This is a genomic window from Pseudofrankia inefficax, assembly GCF_000166135.1.
GTDB lineage: Bacteria > Actinomycetota > Actinomycetes > Frankiales > Frankiaceae > Pseudofrankia > Pseudofrankia inefficax.
The window spans coordinates 4444027-4456974 of sequence record NC_014666.1 but is presented as its reverse complement, the minus strand read 5'-3'; the positions used below and the strand labels follow the sequence as shown (position 1 = coordinate 4456974).

At 72.8% G+C, this 12948-nt stretch carries 11 protein-coding genes; 10 read left to right on the top strand and 1 reads right to left on the bottom strand.

From position 1 onward, the window contains the following. Positions 1 to 13: 13 nt before the first annotated feature. The 3 genes from FRAEUI1C_RS18020 to FRAEUI1C_RS18010 all read left to right on the top strand — a co-directional run bounded on the left by FRAEUI1C_RS18020 (position 14) and on the right by FRAEUI1C_RS18010 (position 2739). Positions 14 to 529, top strand: coding sequence for a GNAT family N-acetyltransferase (locus tag FRAEUI1C_RS18020; protein WP_013424756.1), 516 nt, complete (start codon positions 14 to 16; stop codon positions 527 to 529). 520 nt (positions 530 to 1049) lie between these two features. Beyond that, positions 1050 to 2090, top strand: coding sequence for an LLM class F420-dependent oxidoreductase (locus FRAEUI1C_RS18015; protein WP_013424755.1), 1041 nt, complete (start codon positions 1050 to 1052; stop codon positions 2088 to 2090). A 199-nt stretch (positions 2091 to 2289) separates the two neighbouring features. Further along, positions 2290 to 2739 (top strand): nitroreductase/quinone reductase family protein, encoded by a 450-nt coding sequence (locus FRAEUI1C_RS18010; RefSeq protein ID WP_013424754.1) that lies wholly within the window; start codon positions 2290 to 2292, stop codon positions 2737 to 2739. A 324-nt stretch (positions 2740 to 3063) separates the two neighbouring features. Here FRAEUI1C_RS18010 and FRAEUI1C_RS18005 read toward each other — a convergent pair whose 3' ends face one another. After that, complete coding sequence (locus tag FRAEUI1C_RS18005; protein ID WP_013424753.1) at positions 3064 to 3846, bottom strand: GntR family transcriptional regulator; 783 nt, start codon at positions 3844 to 3846, stop codon at positions 3064 to 3066. Positions 3847 to 4166: 320 nt separating this feature from the next. Between FRAEUI1C_RS18005 and FRAEUI1C_RS18000 the strand changes: the two genes are divergently transcribed. The 7 genes from FRAEUI1C_RS18000 (at position 4167) to FRAEUI1C_RS17970 (ending at position 12812) form a co-directional block, all read left to right on the top strand. Then, positions 4167 to 4889 (top strand): aspartate/glutamate racemase family protein, encoded by a 723-nt coding sequence (locus tag FRAEUI1C_RS18000; RefSeq protein ID WP_232425034.1) that lies wholly within the window; start codon positions 4167 to 4169, stop codon positions 4887 to 4889. Further along, positions 4886 to 6469 carry an amidohydrolase family protein gene (locus FRAEUI1C_RS17995; protein ID WP_013424751.1) on the top strand — a complete coding sequence of 528 codons (1584 nt, stop codon included), beginning with the start codon at positions 4886 to 4888 and terminating at the stop codon, positions 6467 to 6469. Before FRAEUI1C_RS18000 ends, FRAEUI1C_RS17995 begins: the two co-directional genes overlap by 4 nt. Then, entirely contained in the window at positions 6466 to 7359 is an 894-nt protein-coding gene (locus FRAEUI1C_RS17990) for a polysaccharide deacetylase family protein (protein WP_013424750.1), read from the top strand. Before FRAEUI1C_RS17995 ends, FRAEUI1C_RS17990 begins: the two co-directional genes overlap by 4 nt. Then, positions 7352 to 9244: an oligopeptide/dipeptide ABC transporter ATP-binding protein gene (locus FRAEUI1C_RS17985; protein ID WP_013424749.1), complete on the top strand. Its 1893-nt coding sequence runs from the start codon at positions 7352 to 7354 to the stop codon at positions 9242 to 9244. The genes FRAEUI1C_RS17990 and FRAEUI1C_RS17985 overlap by 8 nt, the downstream gene beginning before the upstream one ends. Further along, on the top strand, positions 9241 to 10107 hold the full coding sequence (locus FRAEUI1C_RS17980; protein WP_013424748.1) for an ABC transporter permease: 867 nt from the start codon (positions 9241 to 9243) through the stop codon (positions 10105 to 10107). Before FRAEUI1C_RS17985 ends, FRAEUI1C_RS17980 begins: the two co-directional genes overlap by 4 nt. Next, positions 10104 to 11090 carry an ABC transporter permease gene (locus FRAEUI1C_RS17975; protein ID WP_013424747.1) on the top strand — a complete coding sequence of 329 codons (987 nt, stop codon included), beginning with the start codon at positions 10104 to 10106 and terminating at the stop codon, positions 11088 to 11090. Before FRAEUI1C_RS17980 ends, FRAEUI1C_RS17975 begins: the two co-directional genes overlap by 4 nt. A gap of 123 nt (positions 11091 to 11213) precedes the next feature. Further along, positions 11214 to 12812, top strand: a complete 1599-nt coding sequence (locus FRAEUI1C_RS17970) for an ABC transporter substrate-binding protein (RefSeq protein WP_013424746.1) — start codon at positions 11214 to 11216, stop codon at positions 12810 to 12812. Positions 12813 to 12948 lie beyond the last annotated feature (136 nt).

The following is a 12948-nucleotide window of genomic DNA, read 5'->3' as shown; positions in this document are numbered from 1 at the left end:
ATATGCTCGCCCGGTGACGGCGGTTCAGCGCACTCCCGACCTTCTGACGCCGCGGTTGTGTCTGCATCCGCTTACGGTCGAGGAGAGCAGGCGCATCGTCGAGGAGGCTCCGAACGCCCAGGACCGGTGGGCCGACGGTTTCCCACGAGAGGACGACCGCGACGGCGTCCGCGGCTTTCTGCACCTCGCCTCATCGGGCGTGGACCCGGCACCGTTCGGCAACTACCGAATCGACCTGGATTCCGTCGCCGTCGGGACCATCGGATTCTTCGGACCACCCGACGACGACGGTCAGGTCGTGCTCGGATATGGGCTCGTGCCCACGGCGCGGGGGCATGGGTACGCCACCGAGGCTGTCGGACGGCTCGTGGAACTGTGCCGGTCTCATCAGGGCGTTCGCGCCATGCTCGCCGACACGGACTCGGACAACCTCGCCTCACAACGGGTGCTGACCAAGAACGGCTTCGCGTTCGTCCGCGAAGCCGACGCCCTGCGCTACTACCGCCTCGACGTCAGCGCTCCCGCATAACTGCCCCGGCGAGGACGGACTGGGGACGTGCCCGTCAATAGAGACGGCTTGTCCAGGATCGACGGGAAGCACCCGAAGCCCGTCCCTCGCGGCGGCCGGGCAGAACGAAATCCATACCCAACTGGCGATCACCGGCCGGCGGCAGTCCTCCGCGAGGCGATGATCGAGGACTTGGTATGCAAACCGGCACCCTGGGTCCTGTATGTCTCATTTATCCATACGTGGTTCGCGATCATGCTGGTCGCGGGGGCCGGAAATGGGCGAAGATCGCCAGTTGGGTATGGAATCCGGTCGCGAAGACCGAACTGAAGATCAACGGGAAAGTCCCTAGGGCGCCTCAAGGGTGACCTTGGTGACCTAGGTCTTCACCGCCACGACCGCACAGGGCAGTCAGAGGACACACACGGGCCGATCATCTCGCGTGGTGGGGGGTGATCAGCCTAGGCTGACGCTTCGTATCGCTGTGCCGCCGCGTCCGTGGCGGAGCACGGCGCCGAGCTGGGCAGGGAGGCGCGGCCAGGTGCGGATCGGGATGCAGCTGTCGTACGGCGGTGGGTTCGCCGAGGCGGTCGAGGAGCTCGCGGACTACGAGAAGGCCGGCCTGGACATCGTCTTCGTGGCCGAGGCGTACTCGTTCGACGCCGTCAGCCAGCTCGGCTTCCTGGCCGCCCGGACCGCGCGCATCGAGCTGGCCGCGGGCATCCTGCCGATCTACACCCGGACCCCGACGCTGACCGCGATGACGGCCGCGGGCCTGGACTACGTCTCCGGCGGCCGGTTCACCCTCGGGCTCGGCGCGTCCGGCCCGCAGGTCATCGAAGGGTTCCACGGCGTCCCCTACGACGCGCCGCTGGGCCGGACCCGGGAGATCATCGACATCTGCCGGGCGGTCTGGCGCCGGGACCGGCTCGAGTACCAGGGCAAGCACTACACGCTGCCGCTGCCGCCCGAGCAGGGCACAGGGCTGGGCAAGCCGCTGAAGCTGATCAACCATCCCGTCCGGACCCATATCCCGATCTTCATCGCCGCGATCGGGCCGAAGAACGTCGAGCTGGCCGCCGAGAAGGCGGAGGGCTGGCAGCCGTTCTTCTTCCACCCGGGGCGGGCCGGCGACGTGTGGGGCGCGTCGCTCGCGGCCGGGAAGGCGAAGCGTGACCCGGAGCTCGGCGACCTCGACGTCGTCGTGCAGGCGCCGCTGGCGATCGGCGACGACGCCGAGAGCTGGCTGGACCTGATGCGCCCGATGTTCGCGCTCTACATCGGAGGCATGGGCGCCAAGGGCAAGAACTTCTACAACAGCCTCGCCCAGCGGTACGGCTACGAGAAGGAAGCAGCTCTTATCCAGGACCTATACCTCGATGGGAAGAAGAAGGAGGCCGAGGCCGCCGTCCCGGCCGACCTGCTGCGGGCCACCGCGATGGTGGGCTCCGAGGGCGAGGTCCGCGAGAAGCTCGCCGAGTACGCCGAGGCGGGCGCGACGACGCTCAACGTCACCCCACTGGCGCCGGACCATCGCTCCCGCGTCGCGCTGGTCGAGCAGCTCCGCGGCTGGATCGGCTGAGCGCGCCGGAATGGCTCAGGCGGCTCAGGCTCGCGGATCGCAGCCGTGCGGGGAGGGCCGCCGTGCAGGGGAGGGCCGCCGGTCGCCAGGGTGCGGGTGGCCGCCGGTGTCGCGTGCGCGCCAAGGCGCATCGGGTCGCGCCTTGATCCGCCGCGGGTAGCCTGGCTACCGTCCGAGCGACGAGAGCCAGGAGCGCGCGATGACGATGCCGAGTGACATGCGGGCGTTCAACCGCGAGGTCATCGAACAGTTCCGAGCGAACGGCGGCCAGCTCACCGAGGGAATGATCAAGGGCTCGCGGCTGGTCCTGCTGACCACCGTCGGCGCGCGGACCGGCGCGGAGCGGACCACACCGTTGGCGTTCTTCGAGGACGGGCCGGGCCGGATCGTGCTGTGGGCGGCCAACAACGCCGCGCCGACACACCCCGACTGGTACCTCAACCTGACCGCCAACCCGGTCGTGACCGTCGAGCTGCCCGGCGCGGGCGGCGCCGTCATCCGCTACACCGCCGTCGCCTCGACCGCCGAAGGCGCCGAGCGGGAGCGCCTACTGACGGCTCTCGCGGCCTTCAACCAGCGGATGCGCGACATGCAGAGCCAGGTCGAGCGCGAGATCCCCCTCGTCGTCATCGAAGGCGCGTCCCGCTGATCCTGGGCACCGCCCGCCCGCCGATTCCGGCCGGCCCGCGCCGCACCACGCCAGCCGCACGCCCATGATCGCCGTTTCAGCCCTCGGGTGGCTGTGAGAACGCGCCGGTCACGACCACGCCAGGGCCAAACCGCCGATCATCGTCGCCAGGCGATCGCCGCCGGCCAGGCGACCCCACCAGCCGCCGGCCGGGCCGCACCGGGTCGGGCGATCCCACCAGCCGAGCGATTGCCGCCAGCCGCCAGCCGGGCCGCGCTGGGCCAGGCCGCACCAGGGCAGGCCGGGCGGAGGAAGGCCGGGCCGGGCAGCGTGGCGGGCGCGGCGTTACGCCAGGTTGGCGATGCCGCGGCGTTCTACGAGGACGCGCATGGACTCGTCGCGGTCACGCTCGATGTGGGCGTAGGCGACGGCCTCGGCGACGCGTTCCTTGCCGGACTCGATCGCGCTGAGCAGCTCCTCGTGGCCGTCGAGGGCGTCGTCGGCGTCGAGGTCGGACGTCAGGTAGAACAGCCACATCATCCGGCCGGTGACCGAGCGCATGACCGAGCGCATGAGGGTGTTCGCGGTCAGGTCGACGACCACCTCGTGGAACTCGGTGCTGTCGGCGGCGATCCGGTAGGCGTCGCGGGTCCGGACGCCCTCGCGGGAGCGTTCGAGCACGTCGCGCAGCGGCTGCGCCGACCGGCCGAGGCCGACCTGGCGGGCGGCGAACCGGGCCGCGCCGACCTCCATGCACAGCCGCAGGTCGAACAGCTCGTGGGCCATGCCCAGGGTCCAGGTGTTCACGACGGCGCCCCGGCGGGGCAGCGTGCGCACGAAACCGTCGACGGCCAGCAGCGGGACGGCCTCGCGCAGCGGCACCCGGGAGACGCTGAGCTCCTCGGCGAGACGCTGCTCGGCCAGGCGGGTGCCCTGCGGGTACCGGCCCCGGATGATGCCCTCGCGCAGCTGGTCGTAGATCCGGCGGGACAGCGACTCCCCCGGGCCCTTCGGATCCTGGGCCGCTGAATCCTGCGCCGCCGGATCTTGGGAAACGCGATCCTGGGCTACTCGATCCTGGGCCGCCGGATCCTGCGCGGGCACGTCGGCCGTGATCGGCGTGGCCATCGGTGTGGGGTCCCCTCCCGCTGTCCCAGGCTGCCTGGTGGCTCCATGGTCGCATCCCGGCCGCGCCAGCGGACGATCAGCCGACGGCCGCGGCCGGACGCCCCGGCCCCGCAACGCTAACCCGCCAGAGCCCGGTCCGGACGTGAGACGGAATACCGTTTTCATGATCGTTAATGCTAGATCCCCGCGCTACCGGGAACGTAGCCCAAACTTTTCTCGACCGAAACACCGAGTTGTATACCGTTTCGCCTCGTGGACCTGATGCGGGCGAGGCCCGGCCGAGGCGCCGGACCAGCCGCCACCCGGGCGGTGGCGGCCCGGTGAGCGCGCCGCGGACGATCATGATCGTCAATCCGAACACCACCGCCTCGATGACCCGGACGGTGCTCGCCGGCGCCGAGGCGGTGGCCGGCCCGTCGACCCGGCTGGTCGGGTCGACAGCGGCCCGCGGTGTCGAGTCGGTCGAGAGCAACACCGACGAGGTCTGGGGCGCGCTCGCCGTCCTGGAGCAGGTCAGGACCGGCGAGACGACCGGCGTCGACGGCTATGTGATCGCCTGCTTCGGCGACACGGGCCTGCCGGCGGCGAAGGAGACCGCCCGCGGCCCGGTCGTCGGGATGACGGAGGCGGCGCTGTTCACCGCCGCGCTGCTGGCCGCCCGGTTCAGCGTCGTCACGCTGCCGCCGCGGACCCGCGAGCAGTCGCACCGGGTGCTGCGCGAGACCGGCCTCGCGCACCGGGCGACCGTGCGCGCGATCGAGGAGCCGGTCGCCGAGGTGCACGGCGGCTCGCTGCACCTGCTGGACGCGGTCGCCGGTGAGGCGGCCGCCGCGCTGGCCGCAGACGGCGCCGAGGCGATCGTGCTCGGCTGCGCGGGCCTCGCCGACCTGGTCGGGCCGCTGACCGAGCGGCTCGGCGTGCCCGTCGTGGAGGGGGTCGCCGCGGCGGTCACCCTGGTCGAGGGCCTGCTCGCGCAGCGGCTGTCGACGTCCCGGGTGGCGACCTACGCCCCGCCCGAGCGGCTCGGGCCGGTGCCGGCATGAGCGCGGCCTCGGTACCTGTGCCGGCTGGCGCCGCGCCAGACCGGCGAGCCGCGACGACCTCGATCCTGTTCCGCGACGTCCTCGTCTACGACCGGGACGCCCCAGGGCACGCGACCGGCCCGACGGACGTGCTCGTCGTCGGCAACCGGATCGCCGCCGTCGGCGCCGACGCGACCCAGCCGGGCCGGCCGGCCCCGGGCCGCGTCGTGGCCGGGCACGGCCACCACCTGCTGATCCCGGGCATGATCAACGCCCATTTCCACTCGCCGGCGAACCATCTCAAGGGCGACCTGCCGAGCATGCCCCTCGAGCTGTTCATGCTCTTCGAGACCCCGGCCGACGCGGCACCGCCGAGCCCGCGCGAGGCCTACCTGCGCACGATGCTGGCCGCTCTGGAGATGCTGCGCACCGGCACCACGTCCGTCCAGGACGACGCGTTCTTCATGCCCTGGCCCGAACCGGAGATCATCGACGCGGTCCTCCAGGCCTACCGCGACTGCGGGATCCGGGCCGCCGTCGCGCTCGACCAGCCGGAGCTGACCGAGGCCGAGAAGCTGCCGTTCCTCGACGGCCTCGCCCCGGCGGAGCTGCGGGCCGCGATCGACGCGCCCGGCCCCCGGTCGCGCGACGAGCTGCTGGAGCTGTACGGGTACCTGTTCGACACCTGGCACGGCGCCGCCGGCGGCCGGCTGACGGCCGCGGTGTCGATCTCCGCGCCGCAGCGGGTCAGCCCCGAGTACTTCGGCGCGCTCGACGAGCTGTCCGCCCGCCACCACGTGCCGCTCTACGCGCACATGTTGGAGACGAAGACCCAGCGGGTCCTCGCCAGCGCCCAGCCGCGCTTCGCAGGCCGCTCGCTGGTTCGGTATACCGCCGAGCTGGGCCTGCTCAACGCCCGGACGAACGTGATCCACGCGGTGTGGACCGACGACGCGGACCTCGACCTGATCGCCTCGGCGGGCGCGGTCGTCGTGCACAACCCGGTCAGCAACCTGCGCCTGGGCAGCGGGGTGATGCCGCTGCGGGCGATGCTCGACCGCGGCATCCCGGTCGCCCTCGGCGTCGACGAGGCGATCTGCAACGACGCCGCCGACCTGTGGAACGTCGTCAAACTCGCCGGCCTGATCCACAACGTCACCGGCCTGGACAGCGAGCGGTGGCCGGCCCCGGCCGAGGTGCTCGACGCGCTGTGGACCGGCGGCGCGGCCGCGATGCTGCGTCGGGGCGAGCTCGGCCGGATCGTGCCCGGCGCGCTCGCCGACCTGGCCCTGCTCGACCTGCACTCCCCCGCGTTCACGCCGCTGAACGACCTGGCCGGCCAGCTCGTCTACTGCGAGTCCGGCGGCAGCGTCGTGCTGACCATGGTCGACGGCGCCGTCGTCGCCGAGCACGGCACGGTCACCAGCGTCGACGAGGCGGCGCTGCTCGCCGAGGCCAGGGAGCTGTTCGCCGCCACCCGCCCCGGCCTGCTCGCCCGCCGCGAGGCGGGGGCGCGACGGCTGTACCCGACGTACCAGCGGATGGTCCGCCAGGCGGCCGCCGTCGACGTCGGCCTGACGAGATGGGTGGGCAGCCGATGACACGCCGCTACGACTACGACCCGATCACCTCGCCGTCACCGGGGAGCTGGCCGGGTGGCCGGCGTCTGGCCGTGTACGTGGCGATCGGGGTGGAGGACTACCGGGCGGGCGAGGGCCACGTCGAGGACCTGCTGCCGGACGTGCCGGCGCCCGACCTGGTCAACGGCGCCTGGCGTGACTACGGCAACCGGGTCGGGGTGTTCCGCCTGCTCGACCGGCTCGGCTCGCTCGGCATCCCGCCGACGCTGCTGCTCAACACCCAGGTCTACGACGCGGCACCGGCGGTGACGGATGCGGCCCGCGCGGCCGGCGCGGAGCTGGTCGGGCACGGGATCTCGAACTCCGACTCGCTCGCAGACCTGCCCGCCGGCCAGGAACGCGACTACCTGGACGCGGTCGCCGGCCGGATCGAGAAGGAGGAGGGCGCCCGCCCCGGCGGCTGGTCGAGCCCGTGGCTCACCCACACGCCGGACACGATCGACCTGCTGGCGGCGACCGGCTACCGCTACCTGCTCGACCTGCGCGCCGACGACCGGCCGTTCTGGCTGCGCACCACCACCGGCCCGCTGCTGTCGATCCCGTACGCGCTGGAGCTGAACGACTCCAGCTCGGTGATCGGCCGCCACGTCGACGCCTCGACGTTCGCCGACATGATCGTCGACGAGTTCGACGAGCTGCTCGCGGCAGGCGACGGGCCGCTGGTGATGAGCATCGTGCTGCACTCGTTCATCTCCGGGGTGCCGTTCCGGCTGCGCCAGGTGACCCGGGCGCTCGCGCACCTCGCGGCCCGGCGCGACCGGGCCTGGCTGGCCCGGCCCGGCGACATCCACGCCGCGTTCGCCGCTCTGTGCCCGCCGCCGCCCGCGACCGCCGGAGGCCGCGATGGCTGAGCCCGCGGTGACGCAGGAGGCCGTGACCGAGGTCGCGGGGGCCAGGACCCCGGCGGCCGAGACCCTGACGGCCGGGCCGGTGGCGAGCGTCCGCGGACTGACGGTGTCGCTGACCCGCAACGGGGTGACGTCGCCGGTGCTGCGCGGCGTCGACCTGGAGATCGCGCCCGGTGAGATCGTCGGCCTGGTCGGCGAGTCCGGCTCGGGCAAGAGCGTGCTGGCGCTGGCCCTGATGGGCCTGCTGCCGGCCGCGTCCCGCCCGGTGGTCGACGGGGAGATCCGGGTCGCGGGCACCGACGTCGTGCATGGCTCGGCGGCCGAGCTGCGCCGGCTGCGCCGCCAGAACCTGGGCGTCATCTTCCAGGACCCGATGACGTCGCTGAACCCGACGATGCGGGTCGGCCGGCAGATCACCGAGGTCAGCCGCGACGAGGCCGAGGCGGTCCGGCTGCTCACCGCCGTCGGGGTCCCCGAGCCGGGCCGGCGGCTGCGGGCGTTCCCGCACGAGCTGTCCGGCGGGCTGCGCCAACGGGTGATGGCCGCGATCGCGCTGACCGGGACCCCGGCGCTGGTGATCGCCGACGAGCCGACGACCGCGCTCGACGTCACCGTCCAGGCGCAGTTGCTCGCCCTGCTCGGCGAGCTGCGCGACGAGCTCGGCTGCGCGGTCCTGTTCATCACCCACGACCTGGCCGTCGCCGCGCAGCTCACCGACCGGATCGCGGTGCTCTACCAGGGCCGGCTCGCCGAGGTCGGCCCGACCGGCGACGTGCTGCACCACGCCGCCCACCCCTACACCGCCGGCCTGCTCGGCGCCCGCCTCGACCTCGACACCCCGCGGACCGGCGCGCTGCGGACGCTGCCCCCGGAGGCCGGCGACGTCGCCGCCCGGCTCACCGGCTGCGCGTACCACACCCGCTGCCCGCTGGTGGTCGAGCGGTGCGCGACCGACCAGCCGCCGATCGAGCGCTACCGGCCACACCACCTGCGGGCCTGCTGGCGCCCGGCGGCCGACGTCGCGCCCGTCGTGGCCGCGCCGCCCACCCCGGTCCACTCCGCCATGCTGCCCATCCCAACCCGCCCGCACGCCGCCGCGAAGGCCGCGCTCGCGGCGGAGCCGACCGGCGAGCCCGTCGTCGAGATCCGCGGCCTGCACTGCCGGTTCACGGCGAAGAGCGGACGGGGCCCCAAGCACGTCGTGCACGCGCTACGCGGCGTCGACCTGGACGTCCGCGCGGGCGAGGCGCTGGCCGTCGTCGGCGAGAGCGGCTCGGGCAAGTCGACGCTGCTGCGCGTCATCGCCGGCCTGACGAAGCCGACCGACGGGACCGCGGTGGTCCACGGCGGCGCGCAGATGGTCTTCCAGGACGCCGGCTCGTCGCTGACCCCGTGGCTGTCGGTCGGCAGCCAGCTGCGCGAACGGCTGCGCCCCCTGCGCCTGGGCAAGGCCCAGACGGCGGCCAGGATCACCGAGACCCTCGGGCTGCTCGGCCTGCCCGACGCGGTGCTCGCCGCCCGGCCGGCGGAGCTGTCCGGCGGGCAGCGCCAGCGGATCGGCCTGGCCCGCGCGGTCCTCGTCCCACCGGCCGTGCTGCTGTGCGACGAGCCGACCAGCGCCCTGGACGCCTCGCTGGCCGCGACCGTGCTCGATCTCATCCGTGACCTGCGGGCCCGGTTCGGGATGGCGGTCGTGTTCGTCACCCACGACCTGGCCGTGGCCCGGCTGATGGGCGACCGGATCGCCGTCATCGCCGACGGCGAGGTCGTCGAGACCGGCGCCACCGACATCGTCCTGACCGCGCCGGCGCACGAGCGCACCCGGGCGTTGCTGGCCGCCGTGCCCCGCCTCGACCACCGACCTCTTGATGCCGTGGAGTCCGCATGAGCACGGTCGCCACCCTGCCCACCCGGTTCAACGTCGACCTGGCCGGCCGGCTGCGCCGGGGCCGCTCGTACTGGGTCGACCGGGCGCTCGTCGGGCTGCTCGGCCTGGTCACCCTCGTCGCGCTGCTCGCGCCGGTCCTCGCGCCCTACAACCCGGTGTCGCCGGTCGGGGATCTCGACCTCGCCCCGCTCTCGCCCCACCACCTGCTCGGCACCGACTCGATCGGGCGTGACCTGCTGTCCCGGGTGCTGCTCGGGATGCGGGCCAGCTGGCTGTCCGCGCTGCTCGTCGTCGCCGTCGGCCTGGTCGTCGGCGGGACCGTCGGCCTGATCGCGGGCGCGGCCGGCGGCTGGGTCGACGCCGTCCTGATGCGGACCACCGACCTGTTCCTCGCGATGCCGGGCGCGCTCGTCGCGATCGCGATCGTGTCCGCGCTGGGCCCGAGCCTGCTGCACACCCTGATCGGGATCTCGCTGGTCTGGTGGCCGTACTACGCCCGGATCATCCGCGGCGAGGTGCGGGCGCTCGCCGCCAGGCCCCATGTCGAGGCCGCCCGGCTGGCCGGCGTCGGCCCGGTCCGGATCGTGGTGCGCCATCTGCTGCCCGGGGTCGTGCCGAGCGCGGTGGTGTCCGCGAGCCTCGACATCGGCAACGTGATCCTGCTGCTCGCCGGCCTGTCGTTCATCGGCCTGGGCCAGCAACAGCCGGCACCGGAGCTCGGCGCCGACACGGCGAGCACCCTCGACCAGCTGCTCGGCCAGAAATGGGTCCCGATCATCCCGGGCCTCGCCGTCCTGGCCCTGACCCTGATCGCGAACCTCAGCGGGGACGCGCTGCGCCGGCTGCTGGGAGGCCGGTCATGAGGCGGTTCGCGCTGCACCGCGCCGGGATCGCCGTCGGCCTCCTGCTCCTGCTGCTGCTGGTGCTGTTCGTGCTCCAGCACCTGTCCGACTCCGACCCGGCCGCCGCCTACCTGGGCGCCAAGGCGTCACCCGGGCAGATCGCCGAGGTCCGCCACCGGCTCGGCCTCGACCGGCCACTGTTCGAGCAGTACTTCAGCTACGTCGGCCACGCCGCCCAGGGCGACCTGGGCACGTCGCTGCGGACCCGCCGCTCGATCGGCACCGACCTCGGGGACTTCTTCCCGGCGACGCTGGAGCTGGTCTTCGCCGCCTTCGTCCTCGCGGCGCTGCTCGGCGCCGGCTACGCGTTCTCCGGGGCACTGCGGATACGCGGCAGCGCGCCGGTCCGCGGGCTGCTGCTCGTCGCCGCGTCGGCGCCGGTGTTCCTGCTCGGGGTGCTCGGGATCGTCGTGTTCTACGCCGACCTCGGCTGGCTGCCGGCCGCCGGGCGCGGCGCGGACACATCGTCGCCGACCGGGTTCCTGCTGCTCGACAGCGTGCTGCACGGCAATCCCGGGCTGTTCGGCCAGGCACTGCGCCATCTGCTGCTGCCCGCGCTGGCGCTGGCGATCGCCCCGGCCATCGCGATCGGGCGGATCCTGCGCTCCAGCGTCGAGACGACACTGCGCGCCGACCACGTCCGCACCGCGCGGGCCAAGGGCCTGCGCGAGGGCGCCGTCGTCGCCCGGCACGTGGCCCGCAACGCCGTCGGGCCGGCGCTGTCGATGTCCGGCCTGCAGCTCGGCTCCATGTTCGCCGGCGTCGTCGTCGTCGAGAAGATCTTCAGCTGGCCCGGGATCGGCTCCTACCTGGGCGACTCCATCGCCAGCGGCGACTTCCCCGCGATCGCCGGGGTGACGTTGCTGCTCGGCGCCATCTACATCGTCGCCAACGCCGTCGTCGACGTGCTCCAGACCCTCGCCGACCCACGCGTGGCCCTCTAGACCCCCGGCCGGCCCTGCGAACGCCGCCGCCCCCTGAACCCCGCCTCACGCCCCCGGTCGACAGCGCCCGTCGACACCCGCCCCGCCCGTCCGCCCTCCGCTCGTCTGATTGGACCTTCACCCATGAATCGCACCCTCGGACGGCGCGCGGCCAAAACCGCGGCCGCCGCGGTCGCGGCCGTGCTCGCGGCCACCCTCGCCGCCTGCGGCGGCGGCAGCTCGTCCTCGGCCAGCCCGGCCAGCAAGCCGCCGACCGACGGCACGCTCACCGTCGGCCTGCTCGGCGACATCGGCATGCCACCCGACCCGGCGACCTTCTACGCCGGCAACGGCATCGCCATCATGAAGAACGTCTACGACGGCCTGGTCACCTACGCCCCCAACACCGACCAGGTGAAGATCGCCCCGCAGCTCGCGACCTCGTGGGACGTCAGCGCCGACAAGCTCACCTACACCTTCCACCTGCGCTCGGGCGTGACGTTCCACGACGGCACCCCGTTCACCTCGGCGGCCGTCATGCCGTCGATCGCCCGGATGGCGTCGATCAACGGGGGCCCGGCCTACCTCGCGGCGATCGTGGCCTCGGTCGACACCCCGGACGACCTGACCGCCGTGGTGCACCTCAAGTCGGCGAACTCGGCGTTCCTGAACTACCTGGCCTCGCCGTTCGGCCCGAAGATGCTCTCCCCCACCGGCCTCAAGGACCACGCGGGCACCGACCAGGCGCAGACCTACCTGAAGACCCACGACCTGGGGGCCGGGCCGTACGAGCTGACCACCGCCGAGGTCGGCCGGCTGTACGTGCTGACGCAGTACGCCAAGTACTGGGGTGGCACGTCGCCGTTCAAGACGATCCGGCTGCCCGTCTACACCGACGTCTCGGCGCTGGAGCTGGCGTTCGACAAGGGTGACGTCCAGCTGCTCGTCAACGCGCTGCCGTCCTCGGCGATCCCGCGCTACGCGAGCCGCCCGGTCGACAACTACTTCCTGCCGATGATGGCGACCGCGCAGATCACCACCAACCCGAACAAGGACTTCTTCGCCACCCAGCCGGCCCGGATGGCGTACCTGCAGTCGATCAACCAGAAGCAGCTGGTCTCCCAGGTCCTCGGCGACAAGTTCGCCACACCGGCCACCACCAGCTACGCCCGCGGCATGCTGCCCGCCGGCACGGACAAGCAGGACATCACCTACGACCCGTCGGTGATGGCCGCCTACGCGAAGACCGCGACCGACAAGAGCCTCACCGTCGGCTTCCAGACCAACCAGCCCAACGGCCAGAAGATGGCGAACATCATCGCCGCCGCGCTGCAGGCCGACGGCCTCGACGCGAAGGTCCAGGGCTACACCACCGACCAGGTCTTCTCCTGGTCCGAGGACCCCACCAAGGGCCCCGACACGTTCATCGACGCCTCCAACGGCCCCGACGGCGGTGACCCCTACATGTGGGGCCACGTCTTCTGGGACAAGTCCGGCGGCATCGACTTCCTGCAGTGCGACGTGCCGTCGGTCAACGCGACCCTCGACCAGGCCGTCGCCACCGGTGACACCAGCCTCTACGTGAAGGCCGCGCAGGAGTACACGAAGAACGGCTGCTACTACCACCTGTCGAACAACAACGACTGGATCCTGGCCCAGAAGTGGATCACAGGGATCGCCGAGGCGCACAACATCGGCGCCTTCGAGGTCGACTTCTCCAAGATCGGCATCGCCAAGTCGTGACAGCCCCGGCCCGCCGCCGCCCCCGCACCCCAACGCGGCGCGGCGGCGGGCCGCCCGGCGATCAGCCGTCGCCGGCGGCCGCCCGAAAGCCTGGGCAGCCCCGACCCACTTCTTGATCGCCGCACCGCACCCGACC